This window comes from uncultured Bradyrhizobium sp., from assembly GCF_936943645.1.
Lineage (GTDB): Bacteria > Pseudomonadota > Alphaproteobacteria > Rhizobiales > Xanthobacteraceae > Bradyrhizobium.
This window is the reverse complement of the sequence record NZ_CAKZJO010000086.1, coordinates 65,093-87,778: the sequence shown is the minus strand read 5'-3', so window position 1 is coordinate 87,778 and position 22,686 is coordinate 65,093. Positions and strand designations below refer to the sequence as shown.

Annotated in this window: 23 protein-coding genes; 12 read left to right on the top strand and 11 right to left on the bottom strand. The window is 64.2% G+C overall.

The window, feature by feature from the left end:
* Nucleotides 1–19 precede the first annotated feature (19 nt).
* From Q0743_RS25770 to ccmA, 5 genes are all read right to left on the bottom strand, one after another.
* Complete coding sequence (locus Q0743_RS25770) at nt 20–613, bottom strand: DsbE family thiol:disulfide interchange protein (protein WP_298244289.1); 594 nt, start codon at nt 611–613, stop codon at nt 20–22.
* A complete protein-coding gene (gene ccmD, locus Q0743_RS25765) occupies nt 610–795 on the bottom strand; it encodes a heme exporter protein CcmD (RefSeq protein ID WP_298244288.1) in 186 nt (61 codons plus the stop codon). The genes Q0743_RS25770 and ccmD overlap by 4 nt, the downstream gene beginning before the upstream one ends.
* Nucleotides 792–1,583, bottom strand: a complete 792-nt coding sequence (locus Q0743_RS25760) for a heme ABC transporter permease (protein ID WP_298244287.1) — start codon at nt 1,581–1,583, stop codon at nt 792–794. Before Q0743_RS25760 ends, ccmD begins: the two co-directional genes overlap by 4 nt.
* A gap of 91 nt (nt 1,584–1,674) precedes the next feature.
* Complete coding sequence (gene ccmB, locus Q0743_RS25755; protein ID WP_028150494.1) at nt 1,675–2,343, bottom strand: heme exporter protein CcmB; 669 nt, start codon at nt 2,341–2,343, stop codon at nt 1,675–1,677.
* Nucleotides 2,344–2,593: 250 nt separating this feature from the next.
* A complete protein-coding gene (gene ccmA, locus Q0743_RS25750; RefSeq protein ID WP_298244286.1) occupies nt 2,594–3,196 on the bottom strand; it encodes a heme ABC exporter ATP-binding protein CcmA in 603 nt (200 codons plus the stop codon).
* Nucleotides 3,197–3,436: 240 nt separating this feature from the next.
* Here ccmA and acnA point away from each other — a divergent pair, with 240 nt between their 5' ends.
* From acnA to Q0743_RS25735, 3 genes are all read left to right on the top strand, one after another.
* On the top strand, nt 3,437–6,157 hold the full coding sequence (gene acnA / locus Q0743_RS25745; protein ID WP_298244285.1) for an aconitate hydratase AcnA: 2,721 nt from the start codon (nt 3,437–3,439) through the stop codon (nt 6,155–6,157).
* A gap of 229 nt (nt 6,158–6,386) precedes the next feature.
* A complete protein-coding gene (locus Q0743_RS25740) occupies nt 6,387–7,163 on the top strand; it encodes a thioredoxin family protein (RefSeq protein ID WP_298244284.1) in 777 nt (258 codons plus the stop codon).
* A 612-nt stretch (nt 7,164–7,775) separates the two neighbouring features.
* Complete coding sequence (locus Q0743_RS25735; RefSeq protein ID WP_298244283.1) at nt 7,776–8,147, top strand: DUF2794 domain-containing protein; 372 nt, start codon at nt 7,776–7,778, stop codon at nt 8,145–8,147.
* A 113-nt stretch (nt 8,148–8,260) separates the two neighbouring features.
* Here the strand turns inward: Q0743_RS25735 and Q0743_RS25730 are convergent, their stop codons facing one another.
* The 4 genes from Q0743_RS25730 to Q0743_RS25715 form a co-directional block, all read right to left on the bottom strand.
* Nucleotides 8,261–8,791, bottom strand: a complete 531-nt coding sequence (locus tag Q0743_RS25730) for a GNAT family N-acetyltransferase (protein WP_298244282.1) — start codon at nt 8,789–8,791, stop codon at nt 8,261–8,263.
* A gap of 210 nt (nt 8,792–9,001) precedes the next feature.
* Entirely contained in the window at nt 9,002–9,793 is a 792-nt protein-coding gene (locus tag Q0743_RS25725; RefSeq protein WP_298244281.1) for a Bax inhibitor-1/YccA family protein, read from the bottom strand.
* Nucleotides 9,794–10,074: 281 nt separating this feature from the next.
* Nucleotides 10,075–12,645, bottom strand: coding sequence for an FtsX-like permease family protein (locus Q0743_RS25720; protein WP_298244280.1), 2,571 nt, complete (start codon nt 12,643–12,645; stop codon nt 10,075–10,077).
* Nucleotides 12,642–13,361: an ABC transporter ATP-binding protein gene (locus Q0743_RS25715; protein ID WP_298244279.1), complete on the bottom strand. Its 720-nt coding sequence runs from the start codon at nt 13,359–13,361 to the stop codon at nt 12,642–12,644. Before Q0743_RS25715 ends, Q0743_RS25720 begins: the two co-directional genes overlap by 4 nt.
* Before the next feature lie 55 nt (nt 13,362–13,416).
* Between Q0743_RS25715 and Q0743_RS25710 the strand changes: the two genes are divergently transcribed.
* From Q0743_RS25710 to Q0743_RS25700, 3 genes are all read left to right on the top strand, one after another.
* Complete coding sequence (locus Q0743_RS25710) at nt 13,417–14,052, top strand: arylesterase (protein WP_298244342.1); 636 nt, start codon at nt 13,417–13,419, stop codon at nt 14,050–14,052.
* A 173-nt stretch (nt 14,053–14,225) separates the two neighbouring features.
* Nucleotides 14,226–14,762 (top strand): RNA 2',3'-cyclic phosphodiesterase, encoded by a 537-nt coding sequence (gene thpR, locus Q0743_RS25705; RefSeq protein ID WP_298244278.1) that lies wholly within the window; start codon nt 14,226–14,228, stop codon nt 14,760–14,762.
* A 14-nt stretch (nt 14,763–14,776) separates the two neighbouring features.
* Nucleotides 14,777–15,319, top strand: coding sequence for a hypothetical protein (locus tag Q0743_RS25700; protein WP_298244277.1), 543 nt, complete (start codon nt 14,777–14,779; stop codon nt 15,317–15,319).
* Here the strand turns inward: Q0743_RS25700 and Q0743_RS25695 are convergent.
* On the bottom strand, nt 15,288–15,692 hold the full coding sequence (locus tag Q0743_RS25695; protein ID WP_298244276.1) for a type II toxin-antitoxin system VapC family toxin: 405 nt from the start codon (nt 15,690–15,692) through the stop codon (nt 15,288–15,290). The two genes, Q0743_RS25700 and Q0743_RS25695, sit on opposite strands and share 32 nt — an antisense overlap.
* Nucleotides 15,692–15,946 carry a type II toxin-antitoxin system VapB family antitoxin gene (locus Q0743_RS25690; protein WP_298244275.1) on the bottom strand — a complete coding sequence of 85 codons (255 nt, stop codon included), beginning with the start codon at nt 15,944–15,946 and terminating at the stop codon, nt 15,692–15,694. Before Q0743_RS25690 ends, Q0743_RS25695 begins: the two co-directional genes overlap by 1 nt.
* A 164-nt stretch (nt 15,947–16,110) precedes the next feature.
* Here Q0743_RS25690 and Q0743_RS25685 point away from each other — a divergent pair, with 164 nt between their 5' ends.
* The 6 genes from Q0743_RS25685 to sucD all read left to right on the top strand — a co-directional run bounded on the left by Q0743_RS25685 (nt 16,111) and on the right by sucD (nt 22,575).
* The gene (locus Q0743_RS25685) at nt 16,111–17,283 is read left to right on the top strand and encodes a Shedu immune nuclease family protein (protein WP_298244274.1); all 1,173 of its coding nucleotides are present in this window, start codon (nt 16,111–16,113) and stop codon (nt 17,281–17,283) included.
* A 111-nt stretch (nt 17,284–17,394) separates the two neighbouring features.
* On the top strand, nt 17,395–18,582 hold the full coding sequence (gene zapE, locus Q0743_RS25680; RefSeq protein WP_298244273.1) for a cell division protein ZapE: 1,188 nt from the start codon (nt 17,395–17,397) through the stop codon (nt 18,580–18,582).
* 218 nt (nt 18,583–18,800) lie between these two features.
* Complete coding sequence (gene mdh / locus Q0743_RS25675) at nt 18,801–19,769, top strand: malate dehydrogenase (protein WP_128949093.1); 969 nt, start codon at nt 18,801–18,803, stop codon at nt 19,767–19,769.
* 204 nt (nt 19,770–19,973) lie between these two features.
* Nucleotides 19,974–21,170: an ADP-forming succinate--CoA ligase subunit beta gene (gene sucC, locus Q0743_RS25670; RefSeq protein ID WP_298244272.1), complete on the top strand. Its 1,197-nt coding sequence runs from the start codon at nt 19,974–19,976 to the stop codon at nt 21,168–21,170.
* Between the two features lie 4 nt (nt 21,171–21,174).
* Complete coding sequence (locus Q0743_RS25665; protein ID WP_298244271.1) at nt 21,175–21,654, top strand: DUF1579 family protein; 480 nt, start codon at nt 21,175–21,177, stop codon at nt 21,652–21,654.
* Nucleotides 21,655–21,690: 36 nt separating this feature from the next.
* The gene (gene sucD / locus Q0743_RS25660) at nt 21,691–22,575 is read left to right on the top strand and encodes a succinate--CoA ligase subunit alpha (RefSeq protein ID WP_211407172.1); all 885 of its coding nucleotides are present in this window, start codon (nt 21,691–21,693) and stop codon (nt 22,573–22,575) included.
* The last annotated feature ends 111 nt before the right edge of the window (nt 22,576–22,686 follow it).

Below are 22,686 nucleotides of genomic sequence, written 5' to 3'. Positions count from 1 at the left end.
TCGGCTTCGCTGCGCGCGGTCAGCTCCCCGCCTTCAGCGCCTTCTCCATCTGCGGCAACAAGACCTTCTGCAGATTGTCCGGCGTGATCGGGCCGACCAGCTTGTAGACGATGGTGCCCTCGCGTCCCACGACGAAGGTTTCCGGCACGCCGTAGACGCCCCATTCGATCGAGGCGCGGCCGTTGGCATCGACGCCGACGCGGCCGAACGGGTTGCCGTAACGGCCGAGGAAGCGCCGCGCATTGTCGGCGGCGTCCTTGTAATTGATGCCGACCAGCTGGAAGCGCTTGTCTTTTGCCAGTTCGGTCAGAAGCGGTGCTTCGTCATGACACGGTACGCACCAGGACGCCCACACATTGACGAGGCTGACCTTGCCCTTGAAGGCGGCGGGATCGAGCCCCGGCACCGGTGCGCCGTTGTCCTGCAATCCCTCGAGCTGTGGCAGCGCGGTCAGCGGTGCGGGCCTGCCGATCAGCGCGGAGGGAATCCGCGAGGGATCGCCGCTGCCGAGCCGGAACCAGAACAGCACGGCGAGGCCGATGAAGGCGATCAGCGGCAGCACCATCAGGAAGGTGCGGCGCTGCGGCGGTGCGGAGGTCGATTGATCGCTCATGACGCGTCCATGGCGCTGCGGCCGGAGCGGCGGGTGATGCCGCGTTCCTCAAGCTCGCGCAGGCGCTGCGTCTGGTTGCGATAGTCCAGCGCGATCCAGCCGATCAGGATCACGACCACGAGGGCCGCTGCGGCATAGGACGTCACGATGAAGGATGCATAAGGACCGAGCGACATGATCATGCGGCCCCAACTTCTTTCGACGCGTTCTGTCCGCGCGGGGCGGCGCCCATCTCGCTCGAGAACGCCACGCGGCTCGCCTGCATCATCTGCAGCGAGCGGACGCGGCGGCGCAGGATCTCGTTGCGCATCGCGGCGAGGTGCAGCGTGACGAACAGCAGCGTGAAGGCGATCGCCATCACCAGCAGCGGAATCAGGAATGACTTGTCGAGCGCCGATCCGCCCATGCGCATCACCGAAGCCGGCTGGTGCAGCGTGTTCCACCAGTCGACCGAGAACTTGATGATCGGCAGATTGAGCGCACCGACCAGGGTCAGCACGGCGGCAGCGCGGGCGGCGCGCGAGGGATCGTCGACCGCGCGCCACAGCGCCATCAGGCCGAGATACATCAGGAAGAGGATCAGCACCGAGGTCAGGCGCGCGTCCCATTCCCAATAGGTGCCCCACATCGGCCGGCCCCACAGCGAGCCCGTGAGCAGCGCGAGGAAGGTGAAGGCGGCGCCGATCGGTGCTGCGGCCTTCGCGGCGACGTCGGCGAGCGGATGACGCCACACCAGCGTGCCCAGCGAGGCGATGCTCATCACGCCCCACACGAACATCGACAGCCAGGCATTGGGCACGTGGATGAACATGATCTTCACGGTCGCGCCCTGCTGGTAGTCGTCGGGCGCAAGCGCCGATTGATAGAGACCGATCGCAAGCAGCAGGACGGTCGCGGCCGCAAGCCATGGCAGGACCCGCGCTGTCAGCGCGAGGAACCGCGTGGGGTTGGCGAGGTCGATCAGTGTCATGGTACCCTGATAATCATCGGTGGCCGCTCAGGCAATCAGCACGAAAGCGAGAGACGAAAGTTGATCGGGGTCAACATCGACCGAGGCCAGTTCAGTCGAGCCCATGCCGCAGGCTCGCTGCGGCTGCGAAGGGCCCGATCACGAGGCTGACCAGGGACAGCGCGCACAGGATCGAGAACGGCGCGCCGAACGTCATCGGGCCCACGATCACGGCCTGCGAGGCCGCAACCCCGAAAATCAGCACGGGAATCGACAGCGGCAACACCAGCACCGCCATCAGAAGTCCGCCGCGGTGCAGCGTCACCGCCAGCGCCGCGCCGATCATGCCGGTGAAGGTCAGCGCCGGGGTCCCCGCCAGCAGCGTCAGCGCCACCGCTCCGGTCGCGACCATGTCGAGGTTGAGCAGCAGGCCGAGCACGGGGGTTGCGACAATCAGCGGCAGGCCGGCGGCCAGCCAATGCGCCAGCGCCTTGGCCGCGCAGGCGAGTTCCAGGGGCGTCCGGCTCATCGTGATCAGGTCGAGCGAGCCGTCCTCATGGTCGGCCATGAACAGCCGGTCGAGAGTGAGCAGGCTCGCCAGCAGCGCGCCGAGCCAGAGAATGGCCGGCCCCAGCCGCGACAGCAGCGCCAGATCCGGCCCGACCGCGAACGGCATCAGGACCACCACGGTCAGGAAGAACAGCACGCCAATGAGCGCCCCGCCGCCGACGCGGAGCGCGATCCGGATGTCCCGGCGGATCAGGGCGGACAGGGCGGTCATGGGGCGGCTCCGGCGGGGCAGCTGTGCGAGCCCGGCTCGCGCCACAGGTACGCTGCGCTCCCTCCCCCCTTGTGCGGGAGGGTGGGGGAGAGGGGTAGCCCCGGAAAAGGTGCGTGTGGGTTGAGAAAGGGACTTCGATCGATCGAGAGAATCCCCGTGTGGCACCCCCCTCCCTGGCCTTCCCCCGCAAGGGGGGAGGGAACGGATAAGCCGATGGCCAGCCGCTCGGAAAGCTGAGGGTGGGGCTGTCTCACGCCGCACCCCCGATCCGCAGCTCCCGCGACTCGATCCCGAGCGGGGCATGGGTGGCCGCGACAATCATGCCGCCGCGGGACAGGTGCTCGCGCATCAGGCCGCCGAACATGTCCTGACCGGCGACATCCAGCGCATTGGTCGGCTCGTCCAGCAGCCAGACCGGGCGGCGGACGGCCAGCAGGCGCGCCAGCGACAGCCGGCGGCGCTGGCCGGCCGACAGGAAGCCCGCGGGCAGATGGGTGGCGTGTTCGAGCCCCACGGTGGCGAGGCTCTCGGCGAAATCCAAACGCTCGCCACCGAGAAATTCGGCCCAGAACGTCAGGTTTTCAGCCACGCTGAGGGCCGGCTTGAGGGCATCGCGATGGCCGAGATAGTGGCACTGCTCCGGCAGCGACAGCTCGGCGTCGCCGCCTTCAAGCGCAATCTTGCCTCCCGCCGGCACGAGCAGGCCCGCGATCAGCCGCAGCAGCGAGGTTTTGCCCGATCCGTTGCGGCCGACGACCGCCACCGCCTCGCCGGAGACGGCCGCGAAATCGAGCCCGGCAAACACCTGGCGGCCGCCGCGCACGCAGGTGAGTCCGTGTCCGGACAGCTGCATCTCGCCTCGTTTCAGGTCACTCAAAACTAGGCCTCAGGAAAACTTGGGGTAGCGCATGGGAATTTTTGGCTCGCGGTTGCTGCGGCACGATTGTGGCTGTGGCGGCGCGGTTAGAAAGCTTCTATAAGCCCGGAACTACTTGATGCAGCAACTCAACCTGCCCCTGCAAGCAGCCCAGCCTGATACGCTGACGGTGTTAAGATACCCTGCCGGGTATAACTAACAATTGGGATTTCCTACATGACCTCGCTCGACAGCTTCAAATGCAAAAAGACCCTCAAGGTCGGCGCCAAGACCTATGTCTATTACAGCCTGCCCACGGCCGAGAAGAATGGTCTGAAGGGAATTTCCAAACTTCCCTACTCGATGAAGGTCCTGCTCGAGAATCTGCTGCGCAACGAGGACGGGCGTTCGGTCAAGAAAGAGGACATCGTCGCCGTCTCGAAATGGCTGCGCAAGAAGTCGCTGGAGCATGAGATCGCCTTCCGCCCGGCGCGCGTGCTGATGCAGGACTTCACCGGCGTGCCCGCGGTGGTCGACCTCGCCGCGATGCGCAACGCGATGCAGAAGCTCGGCGGCGATGCCGAGAAGATCAATCCGCTGGTGCCGGTCGACCTCGTCATCGACCACTCCGTGATCGTGAACTTCTTCGGCGACAACAAGGCCTTCGGCAAGAACGTCGCCGAGGAGTACAAGCAGAACCAGGAGCGCTACGAGTTCCTGAAGTGGGGTCAGAAGGCGTTCTCGAACTTCTCGGTCGTGCCGCCCGGCACCGGCATCTGCCACCAGGTCAATCTCGAATATCTCTCCCAGACGGTGTGGACCAAGAAGGAGAAGATGACGGTCGGCAAGAAGACCGGCACCTTCGAGGTCGCCTATCCCGATTCGCTGGTCGGCACCGATTCGCACACCACCATGGTCAACGGTCTGGCCGTGCTCGGCTGGGGCGTCGGCGGCATCGAGGCGGAAGCCTGCATGCTCGGCCAGCCGCTGTCGATGCTGCTGCCCAACGTCGTCGGCTTCAAGCTGAAGGGCGCGATGAAGGAAGGCGTCACCGCCACCGATCTCGTGCTGACCGTGACGCAGATGCTGCGCAAGCTCGGCGTGGTCGGCAAGTTCGTCGAGTTCTTCGGCCCCGGCCTCGACCATCTCTCGGTCGCCGACAAGGCAACCATCGCCAACATGGCGCCGGAATACGGCGCGACCTGCGGCTTCTTCCCGGTCGACGCCGCCGCGATCGACTATCTCAAGACCTCCGGCCGTGCCGCGCCGCGCGTTGCGTTGGTGCAGGCCTATGCGAAGGCGCAAGGGCTTTTCCGCACCGCCAAGTCGGCCGATCCCGTGTTCACGGAAACGCTGACGCTCGACCTCGCCGACGTCGTGCCGTCGATGGCCGGCCCGAAGCGTCCCGAAGGCCGCATCGCGCTGCCGTCGGTCGCCGAAGGCTTTTCGCTCGCGCTGAGCAGCGAGTACAAGAAGGCCGAGGAGCCCAACAAGCGCTTCGCCGTCGAAGGCAAGGACTTCGAGATCGGCCATGGCGACGTCGTGATCGCCGCCATCACCTCCTGCACCAACACCTCGAATCCGAGCGTGCTGATCGGCGCCGGCCTCCTGGCCCGCAACGCTGCGGCGAAGGGCCTGAAGGCCAAGCCGTGGGTGAAGACCTCGCTCGCCCCGGGCAGCCAGGTCGTCGCCGGCTATCTTGCCGATTCCGGCCTGCAGAAGGATCTCGACAAGGTCGGCTTCAACCTGGTCGGCTTCGGCTGCACCACCTGCATCGGCAATTCCGGTCCGCTGCCGGAGGAGATCTCGAAGTCGATCAACGAGAACGGCATCGTCGCCGCCGCCGTGCTCTCGGGTAACCGCAACTTCGAAGGCCGCGTCTCGCCGGATGTGCAGGCGAACTATCTCGCCTCGCCGCCGCTGGTCGTCGCGCACGCGCTCGCCGGCAGCGTCACCAAGAACCTCGCCGTCGAGCCGATCGGCGAAGGCAAGGACGGCAAGCCGGTGTATCTGAAGGACATCTGGCCGACGACGAAGGAAATCAATGCCTTCATGAAGAAGTTCGTGACCTCGGCGATCTTCAAGAAGAAGTATGCCGACGTGTTCAAGGGCGACACCAACTGGCGCAAGATCAAGACGGTCGAGAGCGAGACCTATCGCTGGAACATGTCTTCGACCTATGTGCAGAACCCGCCCTATTTCGAAGGCATGAAGAAGGAGCCGGAGCCGGTCACCGACATCGTCGAGGCGCGCATCCTCGCCATGTTCGGCGACAAGATCACGACCGACCACATCTCGCCGGCCGGTTCGATCAAGCTCACCTCGCCCGCGGGCAAATATCTCAGCGAGCACCAGGTGCGTCCGGCCGACTTCAACCAGTACGGCACGCGCCGCGGCAACCATGAAGTGATGATGCGTGGCACCTTCGCCAACATCCGCATCAAGAACTTCATGCTGAAGGGCGCCGACGGCAACATCCCCGAGGGCGGCATCACCAAGCACTGGCCCGACGGCGAGCAGATGTCGATCTACGACGCCGCGATGAAGTACCAGCAGGAGCAGGTGCCGCTGGTGGTGTTCGCCGGCGCCGAATACGGCAACGGCTCCTCGCGCGACTGGGCTGCCAAGGGCACCCGCCTGCTCGGCGTTCGCGCCGTGATCTGCCAGAGCTTCGAGCGCATCCATCGCTCCAACCTGGTCGGTATGGGCGTGCTGCCGCTGACCTTCGAGGACGGCACGTCCTGGTCGTCGCTCGGCCTCAAGGGTGACGAGAAGGTCACGCTCCGCGGCTTGGTCGGCGACCTCAAGCCGCGCCAGAAGCTGACCGCTGAGATCGTCTCCGGCGACGGTTCGTTGCAGCGCGTTTCGCTGCTCTGCCGCATCGATACGCTGGACGAGCTCGACTACTACCGTAACGGCGGTATCCTGCACTACGTGCTGCGCAAGCTCGCGGCCTAAGCGCGAATTTGTGAACGGTGGCTCACCGCGACGTGAGTAGAAGGTTAAACGAAGGCGGCCTATCACAAGGCCGCCTTCGTGCGTTTGTGGCATGTTCTAGATGGGCTCGCCCGGCGAAAGACGTCCCTTTGGATGGTTCGCCTGGACGGTGGAGTATGCCCCGTAAGACTACGGTGACCATCCGGCGATAAGATCCCCTTCCCACGAGCAATGGTGTGCGGCGTTCGAGATGACAACAATGACGGCTTCCCATCTGGTTTCACGTTGGTCCAGTGCTCTCTGGTCGGGCGCTCTCGGCATCTGTGCGATCGTCGCCGTCATTCGTCCTGCCGAGGCTGATCCCCGCGCCGTTGTCGAACTGTTCACCTCGCAAGGCTGCTCCTCCTGTCCGCCCGCCGACAAGATCATCGGCGACCTCTCCAAGGATCCCTCGGTCATCGCGCTGAGCATGCCGATCGATTATTGGGACTATCTCGGCTGGAAGGACACGCTGGCGGATTCGCGTTTCTCTGCACGGCAGCGCGCTTATTCGCGCATGCGCGGCGACCGTGAGGTCTACACGCCGCAGGTCGTGGTCAACGGCTCCACCCATGTCATCGGCAGCGATCGTGCCGGCATCGAGAGCGCGATCGGCAAGACCGACCAGGGCGGGGTTGTGATGAGCGTGCCGGTGACGATGTCGCTCGCCGGCAAGCAGATCAACGTGTCGGTCGCCGCAAGCAAGGAGCCGGCCGTCTCGCATGGCGAGGTCTGGATCTGCTCGATCGCCAAGTCGGTCCCGATCGCAATCACGCGCGGCGAGAATCGCGGACAGCAGGTCACCTATCACAACGTGGTGCGCAATCTGCTCAAGGTCGGTGACTGGACCGGACGTCCGGAAAGCTGGACGGTGCCGATCGAGAACCTGACGCGCGACGGTGTCGACGGTGCGGTGGTCTATGTCCAGGACGGCAGCCGCGAACGACCGGGCCCGATGCTCGGTGCTGCCTACACGTCGCTGCACTGATTCGAATCTCGCTCTCACGCAACGTTCTCAATCCTCTTGGTGAGGAGCGCGCCCTTGCGCGCCTCGCGAGCCGTGAAGGCACGCTCATGCAGCTCGGGCCTCGATCCTTCGAGACGCGCAAGAGCGTCCCTCAGGATGAGGGGAGAAAGTGTGCGCACTGATGTGGTTGAGAGACCGTCCGTTGCGCCGGAAACATCCCGACACAAACAAAAAAGGACCAACTTGCGTTGGCCCTCCTTGTCGCGCGTACAGACCCGATCCTGTTCGACCCCGGGGGGCTGGGGGCTGAGGAATCCGGAACCGAAAGGACCGGGTCAACGCACACGAATCTTTTCGCAATGCAGGGCGGCAGTCGCTAGGCGGAAAAGCGGCGAGACTATGATTCCTTCTAACGATCCCGTGACGGTTTGCCGCGACAGAGTTCCACCTTTGCGTGTGCAATGAGCCGCGCCCGATTCGATGGGTTGAACACGGCGCAGTGCCGAGTTCCATCAAGAGCCTTGCGGCGGAGAACGGTTGGCGCAATCATGCCACTGTCATGATCCCCCGGTTCCGGGACGGTTCGGCGGTCGGGGTCAGGTGACGCGATGACGTGCGATGAGGAGGCTCTCCATGAGTCTGATGTCGGAGGATGCCGATCCCAGCGAGCAGCACGCGGCGGCGCGCCCCGCCGCTGCGAATGCGCAACAGAGCAGGGTGACGTTCAACCGGCTCGAGCTGCACCGTATTCTCAATCTCTACGGCCGTATGGTCGCCGACGGCGAATGGCGCGACTACGCCATCGACTTCCTGAAGGACCGCGCTGTGTTCTCGGTCTACCGCCGCGCCTCGGAAGTGCCGATCTATCGCATCGAGAAGGATCCGCGCCTGGCGCGCAAGCAAGGCATGTACAGCGTGATCTCGGCGACGGGCCTGATCCTGCGCCGCGGCCACGAGCTCGAGCGCGTGCTGCTGGTGATCGATCGGAAACTGGCGGTGGTGTAGCCGCACGCAGGGTGCCGTAGGGTGGGCAAACAAAGGCGCGAAGCGCCGTGCCCACGTCCTCTCTCCATCGCTTCAGACCGTGGGCACGCTACGCTTTGCCCACCCTACGCGATCTACTTTGTCGGAACGCTCTTCCCGCCCTCACCGAGCTCGCGCTGCATCATCACCGTGTCGAGCCAGCGGCCGAATTTCAGCCCGACATTGGGATGCGTGCCGATCATCTTGAATCCGCCCCTGGTGTGCACGCCGATCGAGCCGGCATTGGCGGAATCGCCGATCACCGCGATCATCTGGCGGAAGCCGCGCGCCTCGCATTCGGTGACCAGCCGCTCCAGCAGCCTTGAGCCGATGCCGCGGCGGTGGAACGAGGGATCGAGATAGATCGAGTTCTCGACCGTGAAGCGATAGGCCGGCCGCGGCCGGTAGGCGCCGGCATAGGCATAGCCGGCCACGCGTCCGTCGAGGATGGCGACGAAATAGGGATAGCCGCCGTCGACCAGCGCGCGATAGCGGCGCGTCATCTCGGCAAGGTCAGGCGGCTCCAGCTCGAACGTCGCGGTGCCCTCGCGGACGGCCTGCTGGTAGATGGCGGTGATGGCGGGAAGGTCGGCCTCAAGCGTGGGCCTGATGTCGGGTGCGGTCATGGCATCAGCCTAAAGGCTTCCCGCAGCGGCTGGAAGGGTCTGGGCTGCCTCAACCCCCGTCATTGCGAGCGAAGCGAAGCAATCCAGAAATGCATCCGCGGAGGGACTTCGTCGCAAGAGCTCCTCGCAATGACGCGGAGAAGCCGCGGCCCCAAACAAAAACCCCGGCCTCTCGGCCGGGGTTCGTGTCCGTTCTCTCTGGTCCGTCGCTTAGTCGCGCTGGCCGAGGAGCTGCAGCAGCAGCGTGAACAGGTTGATGAAGTTCAGGTACAGCGACAGCGCGCCGGTGATGGCCGCACGCTCTGCGATGTCACCGCCGGCCGAGGCGTAGCCGTAGATGTAGTCGTTCTTCAGCCGCTGGGTATCCCAGGCGGTGAGGCCCGCGAACACCAGCACGCCGACCACCGACACGATGAACTGCAGCATCGAAGAGGCCAGGAACAGGTTCACCAGGCTCGCGATGATGATGCCGATCAGGCCCATGAACAGGAACGAGCCCATCCCGGTCAGGTCACGCTTGGTGGTGTAGCCGTAGAGGCTGAGCGCACCGAAGGTCGCCGCGGTGATGAAGAACACCCGCACGATCGAGGTGTGCGTGAACACCAGGAAGATCGACGAGAGCGAGATGCCCATCAGCGCCGAGAACACCCAGAACAGGATCTGGGCGGTCGAGGGAGCCAGACGGTTGATGCCCGCCGAGATCACGAACACCATGGCGAGCGGCGCGAGCATGAACAGCCACTTCAGGGGGCTGACGAACATCGCGTAGCCGAACGGCGTCAGGAACATCTTGCCGACGCGGACGGCGTCCGCGGTCGGGACGTCGGTCACGGCAGCCATGTAGACGCCGAGCGCGGCAAGGCCGGTGATGGCGAGGCCAATGCTCATGTAGTTGTAGATGCGCAGCATGTAAGCGCGCAGGCCGGCATCGACCGTCGCGGCGTCAACACGCCCGGCGGCCCTGCCGAAAGGAGAAGCGTAGTTACGGTCTAGGTCCGACATGGTCGAATTCCCGTTGGTTGGTCCGGTCCGGCATGAGGGTCGCCATGCCGCCGGTTCGTCTAATTCTATCTCGGATACCAATGCCAGCCGACTAAATTTTGGCTAACAATCGGGGCTCCGAACCCATTCGATATGTGGGAAACTAACACATTCGCTGCAACCTTCCACGCGCGGCTGAATGTCGCCCTTGGCGGCAATCCTGACGCGAACCTGACGAGCAGTCGTGGTTAATCGCAGGAATCGTGCGATTCCGCATCCGAGCGGCCATCCGCTACATTTTGTCACAAATTCCGCAACACCGTGGCGGGCTTTTTGTTCAATGCCAGCAGCGTGCCCGCGAGCCCGAGTCCGACGGTGACGACGAGCGCGGCGACGACGACGCCGGCCGCGCTGCCGGCCTGCCAGACGAAGCTCAGCGTCATCAGCCGCGTCACGATCATCCAGGCCGCGATACTGCCGGCGATAACGCCGAATACCGCGGTCGCGAGCCCGATCAGGAGATATTCGAGGGCATAGGCGCCAAGCAGCCGCAGCCGCGTCGCGCCCAGCGTCTTCAGGATCACCGCATCGTAGACCCGGTGGCGATGGCCGGCGGCAAGCGCCCCGCCCAGCACCAGGATCGCCGAGATCAGGGTCACGGCGCTGGCACCGCGGATCGCCAGCGCCAGATTGGTCACGACAGAGCCGACCGTCTCCATCACCTCGCGCACGCGCACGCTCGTCACCATCGGATAGGCGTCGGCGACCTGCTTGATGATCTTGCCGTCACCCGTCGCGGTTCCACCGGTCTCCGTCAGCGTCGCGATGTGGGTGTGCGGCGCGCCCTTGAAGGCGTTCGGCGAGAACACGAGGACGAAGTTGATGCCGAGCCCCTGCCAGTCGATGGTGCGCAGATTGCCGATTTTGGCGGGAATGTCGCGGCCGAGCACGTTGACCACGATCTCGTCACCGAGCTTGAGGCCCAATCCGTCGGCGATCTTCTTTTCCATGGAGACCAGGATCGGGCCGGAATAATCGGGGCTCCACCATTCGCCCTCGACCACCTTTGAGCCTTTCGGCAGCTCGCCCGTATAGGTCAGGCCGCGGTCGCTCTGCAGCACCCATTCGGAATCGGTGGTGGGTTTGAGCTCCTCGGCGCGCACGCCGCGCGCGGCGACGATGCGTCCGCGCAGCATCGGCACGTCCTCGACCGTCGCGCCGGGCGCGATCTTGCGGAGATACGCGTCGAACGGTGCGGCCTGCGCGCTCGGAATGTCGATGAAGAAGAACGACGGCGCGCGATCCGGCAGCGCCGCCAGGAACTGCCGGCGCAGATTGCCGTCGATCTGGGTGATGGTGACGAGCACGGCGAGGCCGAGGCCCAGCGACAGCACGACCGAGGGCGTCAGCGCGCCGGGCCGGTGGATGTTGGCGATCGCGAGCCGCAGCATCGGCAGCCGCGTCCGCGGCAATCGCCGCGCGATGGTCATCAGAAGTGCGGCGATGCCGCGCAGCAGCGCGAACACGACGACGGAGGAAGCCACGAACACCGCGGCGATGCGCTTGTCGAAGGAGAGCCCGATCACAACAGTGATCAGCAGCGCGATCACCACGGCCATGAACACGAGATAGCCCGCGCGCGGCCGGTGCCATTCCGAGCTGATCGTGTCGCGGAACAGCGCGGCGACCGGCACGTCGTGCACGCGTCCGAGCGGCCACAGGCCGAAGGCGAGCGCAGTCAGCAGGCCGTAAACGAAGGACAGCGCGAGCTCGTCGGCATGCACGGCCGGCACCACCGGCAGCGGCAGCAGCTTGCCGAACAGGCCGACGATGGCGAACGGCATGGCGGCGCCGAGCGCAAGGCCGATGATCGAGCCGATGCCCGCGAGCAGCAGAACCTGCGCGAGATAAATCCCGAACACGTCGCGCCCGGTGGCGCCGACGGCTTTGAGGGCCGCGATCACTTCGAGCCGCCGGTCGATATGGCTCTTCACGGCATTGGCGACGCCGACGCCGCCGACCAGCAGCGCGGCAAGGCCGACCAGCGTCAGGAATTGCGTGAAGCGGTTGATGTTGCGTTCGAGCTGCGGCGACGCATTGGAGCGGCTGCGGATCTCCCAGCCCGCCTGCGGCGCGGCACTGCGCGCATCGGCAATGAAGGCTTCGGTGGCGCGCTCGCTGTTGGCGGCCTTGGGCAGCTTCACCCGATAGACCCAGCGCACCAGGCTGCCGGGCTGGATCAGGCCGGTGGCGCGCAGGCCCGCCTCGCTGATCAGGAAACGCGGGCCGAAGCCGATGCCGCCGGCGAGCTTGTCCGGCTCGGCTTCGACGGTGCTGCGGATCTGGAAGGTCGCCGAGCCGATGGTGACGCGGTCGCCAGTCTTCAGCGACAGCCGCGCCAGCAGCGTCGGATCGGCCGCGGCGCCGAATGCGCCGTCGCGCTCCGCGAGCAGATCGGACATCGGAAGCTGCGGCGCCAGCGTGAGCTGGCCCAGCATCGGATAGGTGTCGTCGACCGCCTTCATCTCGACCAGCGCGAGCTGGCCGTCGGCCGCGCGCGCCATGCCGCGCAAAGTCGCGGCGGTCGAGACCGTGCCGCGTGAGCGCAGGAAAGCGACCTCTTCAGGTTTTGCTTCGCGCTGGAACAGCACGAAGGAGACGTCGCCGCCGAGCAGCGTGCGGCCCTCGCGGGCGAGTCCGTCGGAGAGGCTCGCCGACACCGAGCCGACGCCGGCAATCGCCATCACGCCGAGCGCGATGCAGGCGATGAAGACGTAGAAGCCGCGCAGGCCTCCGCGCAATTCGCGCAGCGCGTAACGCAGCGACAGCGCGATTCCGTTCGGCTTCGCGAACGATTCGACAGCGGTGCTCATGCCGGCGCGGTCTGCGTGTCGATGCGGCCCGAACGCAGGCGGATCACCCGATCGCAGCGATGCGCGAGCGAGGAATCGTGCGTGACCAGCACCAGCGTCATGCTGCGCTCGGCATGCTTGCTGAACAGGAGATCGACGATCTGTTGTCCGGTGGCTTCGTCGAGATTGCCGGTCGGCTCGTCCGCGACGAGGATGGCGGGATCGGGCGCCAGTGCGCGGGCGAGCGCCACGCGTTGTTGCTCGCCGCCGGAGAGCTGCGTCGGATAATGATGCAGGCGATCGCCGAGCCCGACCGATTGCAGCTCCTGCGCCGCGCGCCGGGCAGCATCAGGGTTGCCGGCAAGCTCGAGCGGCACCGCGACGTTCTCCAGCGCGGTCATGGTCGGGATCAGATGGAAGGACTGGAAGACGATGCCGACCTGGCGGCCGCGGAAGCGCGCCAGCGCGTCCTCGTCGAGGGCATTGAAAGGGGTGCCATTGACCACCACCTCTCCGCTATCAGGACGCTCCAGCCCCGCCATCACCATCAGCAGCGTGGATTTGCCCGAGCCTGACGGGCCGATCAGGCCGATCGTCTCGCTACGCCCGACCCGCAGGCTGATATCCTTGAGAATGTGGACGCGTGCCGCGCCCGTGCCCAAAGAGAGATTGACGCTGGAGATGGCGATGGTGTCCGCGGTAGCGGCGAGCGAAGAGGGTTCGATGCGAGTGTCCATGGTCCGGTCATATGGCAAGTCCGATAGCGCGGTCGAGAGGCGTTACGGATTGTTCATGCACATAGCCGTGTTGATGCTCGTCTTCATGACAATGGCGAACCCGGCTTGGGCGGAGGCGACAAAACCGGTCAAGCTCGTCGTTCTCGGCGATTCCTTGAGCGCAGGTCTCGGCCTGCCGGCCCAGGAGGCGTTTCCCCAAAAACTTCAAAAGTCCTTGCAGGCCAAAGGCATAGCGGTCGACATGATCAATGCCGGGGTGTCCGGCGACACCACCTCCGGCGGGCGCGATCGGCTCGACTGGTCGGTGCCTGAAGGAACCGAGGGCGTCATCGTCGAGCTCGGCGCCAACGATGCGTTGCGCGGCATCGATCCCGATTTGGCGCGCGCCGCGCTCAGCGACATCGTCCAGCGGCTCAAGGCGCGCAAGATCGCGGTGATGCTGTGTGGCATGGTGGCGCCGCCGAATTACGGCGCCGATTATGCCGCGCGCTTCAATTCGATTTATCCGGATCTGGCGAAACAATTCGACGTGCCGCTCTATCCGTTCTTCCTCGAGGGCGTTGCCGCCGACGCCAAGCTCAACCAGGCCGACGGCATTCATCCGACTGCGGCAGGCGTCGACATCATCGTCGGCAATATCATGCCCAGTGTGGAGGCATTCTTGCGCAACATAAGCGAGCAGCGGCGGTGAAAAGCAGGCAACGCTAACCCTAATTCCCAGGGTTTTCACGGGGTAGCCCGCGCGATGCTTCGCAGAGTCACACAAACGCGATAGGAATCAGGGTACCGGTGATTCGTCACCGGCTCTAAAATTTGGATGTGGTCTTCCCTGGGACCATGCCCAAGCATCGGGAGTGCGAAACGATGCCGCGTTTGTTCACTGGTCTGGAAATCCCGGCCGAAATTGGCCAGACGCTTTCCAATTTGCGAGGTGGCCTTCCCGGCGCCCGCTGGATCGATCCCGAAAATTATCACGTCACCCTGCGCTTCATCGGCGATATCGACGGCATGTCCGCCAACGAGATCGCCTCGATGCTGTTTCGCGTCGACCGCAAGCCTTTCGAGGTCAAGGTGCAGGGCCTCACCAGTTTCGGCGGCCGCAAGCCGCGCGCGGTGGTCGCCACCATCGCGCCGAGCAAGCCGCTGATGGAATTGCAGGCCGAGCTCGAACGCATGATGCAGCGGATCGGTCTCAACCCCGAGGGGCGCAAATACATCCCGCACGTCACGCTCGCCCGCCTGCACGACGCCAGCGATCGCGACGTCGCCGACTATCTGTCGCTGCGCGGCTACTTCCCGAGCAAGGCCTTCACGGCCGAGCGTTTTGTCTTGTTCTCCTCGCGCGCGTCCACCGGCGGCGGGCCGTATGTGGTCGAGGACGCCTACGAGCTGTGTGAGTAGCGGAAAATCGAACGGTGCGGGCCGATCAAATTTGGCGATACGGCTCGCTGGGCCTCAGTATTGCGCTGTACGTCTGGTGCTTGTCCCTCGATGCTTTTTGCGCGCCTTCATGCCAGCGCGGATACGACATCTTGATCACCGGGCCGTTCGGTCTGTTAGCGTCCGTTACGAGTTGGACCTGGCTCGCCAACCCTGTGCTTTTTTCGGCATGGTTTGGTCTCGCGGTCGCGGACAGGATCTCTGACGCGAGATTCTTGGCATTTGGTGCAGGCTTGGCTGCACTCGTCGTCGCGGCATCGTTTCTGCTTCAACGGGAAGTCATGATGAATGAAGCTGGCATCCTCAATCCCATCCGGGCCTATGGGGCCGGGTATTGGGTTTGGTTGTCGAGCATGGCCGTCTGCTGCGTTGGAGGCTTGGCGACGGCCGAGCTTTCGGCGCAACAAGAATACGGAATGAAATCCCTGCAGCCGCTCCTGCCGAAGGCGACTGCGTGCTGTGCGCGTAGTTCTGCACCTCGCCGCGTTATCGCGGTTGCAATGCGCCCGATCGGTTGACGTCGGTCTTCGCAAAGTCCTCGCCCTTGAACAGCAGCGGTTCGCTGCGAGTGGTGGCGAGCGCATAAGAAAAGCAATCACCGTAGTTGAGCGATGCGGCGTGTCGTCCCTTCCCGTAACGCCGCCACGCGCGCCGTGCTGCATCGACTTGCACGGCATCGACTGCGACGATCTCGGCGCCGATCTTGACGAGCCAGAGATCGAACTCGCGCCCGCCTGCATCGCCCAGCCGGGTCTCGATCACCATCGTTGCTTCAAGCACTGTGGCTGCAGAGATCAGGCGGATCGGATCATCCACGATCAGTCGCTCAATATCGGCTGCATCGTCTTCGTTGAGCGCGATGGCCACGATCGCCGATGTGTCGATCACCATCAGCGTGGCAATCCATGCTCGTCGTATCCGAGAATTTCCTCCGGCGTGCGGTCGTCCACGACACGCATTTCGCTCCAGCGCCGTCTGATCTCGGCGAGGTCTTCGAGCAGCGCGTCCTTGCGCGTTTGAGCGTTGAGCCGGCGCAATCGTTCCTCGATCGCGCGCTTGGTCGCAGTCGTGATGTTCTCCCCTGTCAATTGCGCCAGACTCCGGGCCAATTGCTCGGTTTCGGGGTCCTTGATGCTTAACGCCATGTCCAGGTTCCTAGGTACCTCGTCGGGGATATTCTACCTTGAGAGATCGAAATATGGAAACGCCGAAGCCGAGAACAAAAATCGAACAGGTTTCCTGATGGCGCTATATTGGCCTTGACCCCCAGTGGTCTAGGTAAACTGCCTGCCTACGGAGGGCATCGCGAATGAGTGAGGCCGACGACTACACGATCTTTTCGAGAAGCAGGACCGACAAGACCTACGTTGGTCCTTCCTTTCCAACGCTTAGCGGCCAGCGGCTTCGAATCGCCAATAAGTACATTGATGGGGAGGGAGGGTATGAGTTTGCGCTTGTGAAGGACGAGATCGTCCTTCGTACCACGCGGGGCGGCCGCTTTCAGATCAAGGCGACCTTTGTCGAGGATGATCGCTCATTTCGGACCGTCACAAATAAAAAATTCACCAACAACGGCCGAGGACGGGAGCACTTCACCCTTCTTCCGGGGGAAATCGCAACGCTTCTAAAATTTCTCTCGAACATCAAACGCGTCCATTTCCCGAACGAGGGCAAGATCAACATCACGGACGCCGACCTTGAGAAGCTCCTCCTCAATCCCATCCAGGTTAAGAGGCTAGCTAGGGACAACCAGGAGCTGCTCGCGGCTTTCGCGCGTACCGAAATCACCAGCGAAGATATCGTTGCGTTGGGCCATCGGCGTAAGCAGTTGCTGAAGTTCAAGCGGCTGGTGACAGACTCTGCTTACTTCGAAGTGGTTCTGCGCGAGCACCCCAAGGGACCGGAAGATGTCTGGCAGAAATTCTTTGAGGCCAATCCGTGGATTTTCGGCTGCGGTCTATCGTTGATCCATTTTGGTCCGCTAGATGAGCGCGGGCTTGAGCAAACTGTGCGGGGGTTCGATCTCACCGGTCCGGGCAAGCGCGTAGATGCGTTGCTGAAGTCGAGCGCGATGCTGAGTACGACTTGCTTCGTAGAGATCAAGCGCCACGATACAGACTTGGTCGCAGAGAGTAGTTATCGCGCGGGCGTCTGGCAGCCGTCCAAAGAGCTGTCGGGGGCTGTCGCCCAGATACAGGGCACAGTTTCGGCGGCGCTTGAGCAATGGCAGGCGCGTGAGGCGATTGTGGATGGGGAGGGCAACCCGACCGGCGAGACCCTGTTCACGACTGAACCTCGATCATTTGTGATCTGCGGAAGTCTCAGCGAGTTTCAAGCACCACGTGGCATCAACGAACGCAAATTCCGATCATTCGAGCTTTATAGAAGAAACCTGATCCGGCCTGCGATCATCACCTTTGACGAGTTGTACGAACGTGCTCGCTTCATTGTGGAGGCTGACGGCATCCAGCAGCCCGCATAGGGGGCGCCGGGCGACAGATGCCGCGTCCAAGCGGGCGGGAAGAGAAATCCGCATACCCCGTCCACCAATTCACGGCTTGCAATTTCCATCCGTCTCTGGCGGTAAAGGGCCATGCTCTCGACCCCCAACTCCCCCTTCAGCGAAGCGTATCAGGCCCAGATCGCCTCCGGTGCGATCGAGCCGGATGCGGCGCAGGCCGAGGTCGCCGAAGCCTATGCGGCGCTGGATCTGCGGCTTGCGAACTACAGTCCGCAGCGCAAGCAGGGGCTGCTCGCCCGTCTGTTCGGCGGCGGTGACAAGGACGAGGCGCCGCGCGGGCTCTACATCCATGGCGAGGTCGGCCGTGGCAAGACCATGCTGATGGACCTGTTCTTCCAGCACTCCTCGGTCGAGCACAAGCGGCGCGCGCATTTCCACGAGTTCATGGCCGACGTGCATGAGCGCATCTACGACTATCGCCAGAGCATCGCGCGCGGCGACATCGCCGATGGCGACGTCATTGCCCTGACCGCGAACGCGATCTTCGAGGAGAGCTGGCTGCTCTGCTTCGACGAATTCCACGTCACCGACATCGCGGACGCGATGATCCTCGGGCGCCTGTTCGCCAAACTGTTCGAGCTCGGCACCGTCGTGGTCGCGACCTCCAACGTCGCGCCCGACGATCTCTACAAGGGCGGGCTGAACCGCTCGCTGTTCCTGCCCTTCATCAAGCAGATCACCGACCACATGGACGTCGCACGGCTCGACGCGCGCACCGACTTCCGGCTGGAGAAGCTGCAGGGCGTGCCGATGTGGCTGACGCCGGCGGACGCCGATGCGGATGCCGCGCTCGACCGTGCCTGGTCGCGCATGTCGGGCGGCGCCAAATGCCGCTCGCGCGACATTTCGATCAAGGGCCGCATCCTGCACGTGCCGTGCTCGGCGCACGGCGTGGCGCGGTTCTCGTTCGCCGATCTCTGCGAGAAGCCGCTCGGCGCATCGGATTACCTCAGGCTGGCGCACGACTATCACACCATCCTGGTCGACCGTATCCCAGTGCTGGATCTCTCCCAGCGCAACGCCGCCAAGCGCTTCATCACGCTGATCGACACGCTCTATGACAATGCGGTGAAGCTGATGGCCTCGGCCGACGCCAACCCGATCTCGCTGTACCTCGCCCATGAGGGCGTTGAGGCCATGGAGTTCAAGCGGACGGCCTCGCGGCTGATCGAGATGAGCTCGGAATCCTATCTGGCGCTGGCGCATGGCCGCAAGGATTCCACCGCCAGCGGCTCCACCAAGGGCCTGGTGGAGACTTAAGTCCTATTTGCCAGCGCTGTCATTTGAGGCCGCCGCGCGCCCTGAAATCCGGTGCGTCACTTTCGGGTTAACGCCTGCGCGGCGCGGGAATGACCGGGTTGCGCTCGTAAACGCGCCAAGCCCGACAATTGGGCATTGGGCGACTTGAACGGGGGAGGCGAAAGGGATAACCACCCTCTCAGTTTTCCCCACCTTACGTGTCTAAAGGACAGGTTCACATGGCGCGCGACAAGATTGCTTTGATTGGCTCCGGTCAGATCGGCGGAACGCTGGCTCACCTCATCGGCCTGAAAGAACTGGGCGACGTCGTGATGTTCGACATCGCCGAGGGCGTGCCGCAGGGCAAGGCACTCGACATCGCGCAGTCCTCGCCGGTCGACGGTTTCGACGCGCACTACACCGGCGCCAACTCTTACGAAGCGCTCGACAACGCCAAGGTCTGCATCGTCACCGCCGGCGTGCCGCGCAAGCCCGGCATGAGCCGCGACGACCTCCTCTCCATCAACCTCAAGGTCATGGAGCAGGTCGGTGCGGGCATCAAGAAGTACGCGCCCGACGCGTTCGTCATCTGCATCACCAACCCGCTCGACGCCATGGTCTGGGCGCTGCAGAAGGCCTCGGGCCTGCCGCACAAGAAGGTCGTCGGCATGGCCGGCGTGCTGGATTCGGCGCGCTTCCGCTACTTCCTGGCCGACGAGTTCAACGTCTCCGTCGAAGACGTCACCGCCTTCGTGCTCGGCGGCCACGGCGACACCATGGTGCCGCTGGTGAAGTACTCCACCGTCGCCGGCATCCCGCTGCCCGACCTCGTCAAGATGGGCTGGACCTCGCAGGCGCGCCTCGACGAGATCGTCGACCGCACGCGCAACGGCGGCGCCGAGATCGTCAACCTGCTCAAGACCGGCTCGGCCTTCTACGCCCCGGCCGCCTCGGCGATCGCGATGGCCGAGAGCTATCTGCGTGACAAGAAGCGCGTCCTGCCCTGCGCCGCCTACCTGAACGGCGAATACAGCGTGAAGGACATGTATGTCGGCGTGCCCGTCGTGATCGGCTCCAAGGGTGTCGAGCGCGTCGTCGAGATCGAGCTCGCCGGCAAGGACCGCGAAGCCTTCGACAAGTCGGTCGGCGCCGTCCAGGGCCTGGTCGACGCCTGCAAGAAGATCGCCCCCGATCTTCTCGGCCGCTAAGCGCCAAGCACGTCCCGCCGAAGCCCGAAAACCGGTCTTCGGCGGTTTCATTTCCGGGGCCGGGTTGTCGGGACAGGCTCCGGGTCGGCAGTCCAGATCGATGTCAAAGAATCCGGGTTGCAGTTCCTGTGGTATATGGTATGCCAGCCACAAGACTGAGGTGGGCCCAAGAGGTCACCGCCCGCGGGTTCAGGGAGCGACCATATGAATATCCATGAATATCAGGCCAAAGCGCTGCTGGGTGAGTTCGGCGTGCCGATCTCCAAGGGCGTCCCGGTGCTCAAGGCCGCAGATGCGGAAGCCGCCGCCAAGGCGCTGCCGGGTCCGGTCTATGTGGTGAAGAGCCAGATCCACGCCGGCGGCCGCGGCAAGGGCAAGTTCAAGGAAGCCTCGGCCGGCGACAAGGGCGGCGTCCGCATCGCCAAGTCGGCCGCAGAAGTCTCCGAATTCGCCAAGCAGATGCTGGGCGCGACGCTGGTGACGATCCAGACCGGTCCCGCCGGCAAGCAGGTCAACCGCCTCTACATCGAGGACGGCTCCGACATCGACAAGGAATTCTACCTCTCGATCCTGGTCGACCGCGAGACCTCGCGCGTCTCCTTCGTCGTCTCGACCGAGGGCGGCGTCAACATCGAGGACGTCGCGCACAACACGCCCGAGAAGATCGTCACCTTCTCGGTCGATCCCGCCACCGGCATCATGGGCCATCACGGCCGCACGGTCGCGAACGCGCTGAAGCTCTCCGGTGATCTCGCCAAGCAGGCCGAGAAGCTCACTGCGCAGCTTTACGCTGCCTTCGTCGCCAAGGACATGTCGATGCTGGAGATCAACCCGCTGGTCGTGACCAAGCAGGGCCAGCTCCGCGTGCTCGACGCCAAGGTGTCGTTCGACGACAACGCGCTGTTCCGTCACCCCGAAGTGCTCGCGCTGCGCGACGAGACCGAGGAAGACGCCAAGGAGATCGAGGCGTCCAAGCATGATCTCAACTACGTCACGCTCGACGGCAACATCGGCTGCATGGTCAACGGCGCCGGCCTCGCCATGGCGACGATGGACATCATCAAGCTCTACGGCATGGCGCCGGCCAACTTCCTCGACGTCGGCGGCAGCGCCAGCAAGGAGAAGGTCGCGGCCGCCTTCAAGATCATCACCGCCGATCCCAACGTGAAGGGCATCCTGGTCAACATCTTCGGCGGCATCATGAAGTGCGACGTGATCGCCGAGGGCGTCACGGCTGCGGTGCGCGAAGTCGGCCTCAGCGTGCCCCTGGTGGTCCGCCTCGAAGGCACCAACGTCGAGCTCGGCAAGAAGATCATCAATGAATCCGGACTGAACGTGGTGCCGGCCGACAATCTCGACGACGCCGCGCAGAAGATCGTGAAGGCCGTCAAGGGAGGCTAAGGCCATGGCCCAGGACCATCTCGCCGCATCATCTCCGCTTCCCGAGCACGCGCGTCTTGCCGCGTTCGCCGGCGAATGGGATGGCGAGGAGATGGTCTTCCCGTCGCGCTGGACGGCCGGCGGGCCGGCGACCTCGCGCACCGTCGCGCGCATGGACCTCAATGGATTCTACCTGATCCAGGACAGTGTCCAGATGCGCGACGGCAAGCAGGTCTTCGCCACCCACGGCATCTTCACCTACGATCGCGACGACCGGACCTACAAATTGTTCTGGTACGACTCGCTCGGCTACACCCCGCCCTCGCCCGCTTCCGGCGGGTGGGTCGGCAAGACCCTGACGCTGGTGCGCGGCTCGCTCCGCGGCAATGCGCGCCATGTCTACGAGATCATCGACGACAATTCCTACTCGCTGAAGATTCAGTTCTCACCGGATGCGGAAGGCTGGGCCGACGTGCTCACCGGCGTCTACCGCCGCATCCACTGACCCTCTCACTCCGTTAGTTTCGCGAAAGCAGACCTCATGTCCATCCTGATCGACAAGAACACCAAGGTCATCTGCCAGGGCTTCACCGGCAAGAACGGCACCTTCCACTCCGAGGCCGCGATCGCCTACGGCACCAAGATGGTCGGCGGCACCTCGCCGGGAAAAGGCGGCTCGACGCATCTCGGCCTGCCCGTGTTCGACACCGTGCGCGATGCGCGTGAGAAGACCGGCGCCGATGCCTCGGTGATCTACGTGCCGCCGCCGGGCGCGGCGGATGCGATCTGCGAAGCCATCGACGCCGAGATACCGCTGATCGTCTGCATCACCGAGGGCATTCCCGTCGTCGACATGGTGCGCGTGAAGCGCTCGCTGATCGGCTCCAAGTCGCGCCTGATCGGGCCGAACTGCCCGGGCGTCATGACCGCCGGCGAGTGCAAGATCGGCATCATGCCCGCCAACATCTTCAAGACCGGTTCCGTCGGCATCGTTTCCCGTTCGGGCACGCTGACCTACGAAGCCGTGTTCCAGACCTCCCAGGAAGGCCTCGGCCAGACCACCGCGGTCGGCATCGGCGGCGACCCGGTCAAGGGAACCGAGTTCATCGACGTCCTCGAAATGCTGCTGGCCGACCCCAAGACCGAGTCGATCATCATGATCGGCGAGATCGGCGGTTCCGCCGAGGAGGACGCCGCCCAGTTCCTCAAGGACGAGGCCAAGCGCGGCCGCAAGAAGCCGATGGTCGGCTTCATCGCGGGTGTCACTGCCCCTCCCGGTCGCCGCATGGGCCATGCCGGTGCGATCATCTCGGGCGGCAAGGGCGACGCCGGTTCCAAGACCGAAGCGATGAAATCGGCAGGGATTACAGTGTCCCCGTCGCCCGCCCGCCTCGGCCATACGCTTGCCGAAAAGTTGAAGGGCTAATTCACTTCTTCGTGCTTTTCCGGGCGAAGTTTCGCAGCAAATAGGGTAAAGGGTGCCTGTCGCGCCGAGCCTCTGCCGGGGAGCTCGGTGCCAGCGCCGTTTGTTATGCGC

Coding starts and splice junctions, on each gene's coding strand:
- Q0743_RS25770 (WP_298244289.1), bottom strand. CDS start 613: ATGAGCGATCAATCGACCTCCGCACCGCCGCAGCGCCGCACCTTCCTG.
- ccmD (WP_298244288.1), bottom strand. CDS start 795: ATGATCATGTCGCTCGGTCCTTATGCATCCTTCATCGTGACGTCCTAT.
- Q0743_RS25760 (WP_298244287.1), bottom strand. CDS start 1,583: ATGACACTGATCGACCTCGCCAACCCCACGCGGTTCCTCGCGCTGACA.
- ccmB (WP_028150494.1), bottom strand. CDS start 2,343: ATGACCGCCCTGTCCGCCCTGATCCGCCGGGACATCCGGATCGCGCTC.
- ccmA (WP_298244286.1), bottom strand. CDS start 3,196: ATGCAGCTGTCCGGACACGGACTCACCTGCGTGCGCGGCGGCCGCCAG.
- acnA (WP_298244285.1), top strand. CDS start 3,437: ATGACCTCGCTCGACAGCTTCAAATGCAAAAAGACCCTCAAGGTCGGC.
- Q0743_RS25740 (WP_298244284.1), top strand. CDS start 6,387: ATGACAACAATGACGGCTTCCCATCTGGTTTCACGTTGGTCCAGTGCT.
- Q0743_RS25735 (WP_298244283.1), top strand. CDS start 7,776: ATGAGTCTGATGTCGGAGGATGCCGATCCCAGCGAGCAGCACGCGGCG.
- Q0743_RS25730 (WP_298244282.1), bottom strand. CDS start 8,791: ATGACCGCACCCGACATCAGGCCCACGCTTGAGGCCGACCTTCCCGCC.
- Q0743_RS25725 (WP_298244281.1), bottom strand. CDS start 9,793: ATGTCGGACCTAGACCGTAACTACGCTTCTCCTTTCGGCAGGGCCGCC.
- Q0743_RS25720 (WP_298244280.1), bottom strand. CDS start 12,645: ATGAGCACCGCTGTCGAATCGTTCGCGAAGCCGAACGGAATCGCGCTG.
- Q0743_RS25715 (WP_298244279.1), bottom strand. CDS start 13,361: ATGGACACTCGCATCGAACCCTCTTCGCTCGCCGCTACCGCGGACACC.
- Q0743_RS25710 (WP_298244342.1), top strand. CDS start 13,417: ATGCACATAGCCGTGTTGATGCTCGTCTTCATGACAATGGCGAACCCG.
- thpR (WP_298244278.1), top strand. CDS start 14,226: ATGCCGCGTTTGTTCACTGGTCTGGAAATCCCGGCCGAAATTGGCCAG.
- Q0743_RS25695 (WP_298244276.1), bottom strand. CDS start 15,692: ATGGTGATCGACACATCGGCGATCGTGGCCATCGCGCTCAACGAAGAC.
- Q0743_RS25690 (WP_298244275.1), bottom strand. CDS start 15,946: ATGGCGTTAAGCATCAAGGACCCCGAAACCGAGCAATTGGCCCGGAGT.
- Q0743_RS25685 (WP_298244274.1), top strand. CDS start 16,111: ATGAGTGAGGCCGACGACTACACGATCTTTTCGAGAAGCAGGACCGAC.
- zapE (WP_298244273.1), top strand. CDS start 17,395: ATGCTCTCGACCCCCAACTCCCCCTTCAGCGAAGCGTATCAGGCCCAG.
- mdh (WP_128949093.1), top strand. CDS start 18,801: ATGGCGCGCGACAAGATTGCTTTGATTGGCTCCGGTCAGATCGGCGGA.
- sucC (WP_298244272.1), top strand. CDS start 19,974: ATGAATATCCATGAATATCAGGCCAAAGCGCTGCTGGGTGAGTTCGGC.
- Q0743_RS25665 (WP_298244271.1), top strand. CDS start 21,175: ATGGCCCAGGACCATCTCGCCGCATCATCTCCGCTTCCCGAGCACGCG.
- sucD (WP_211407172.1), top strand. CDS start 21,691: ATGTCCATCCTGATCGACAAGAACACCAAGGTCATCTGCCAGGGCTTC.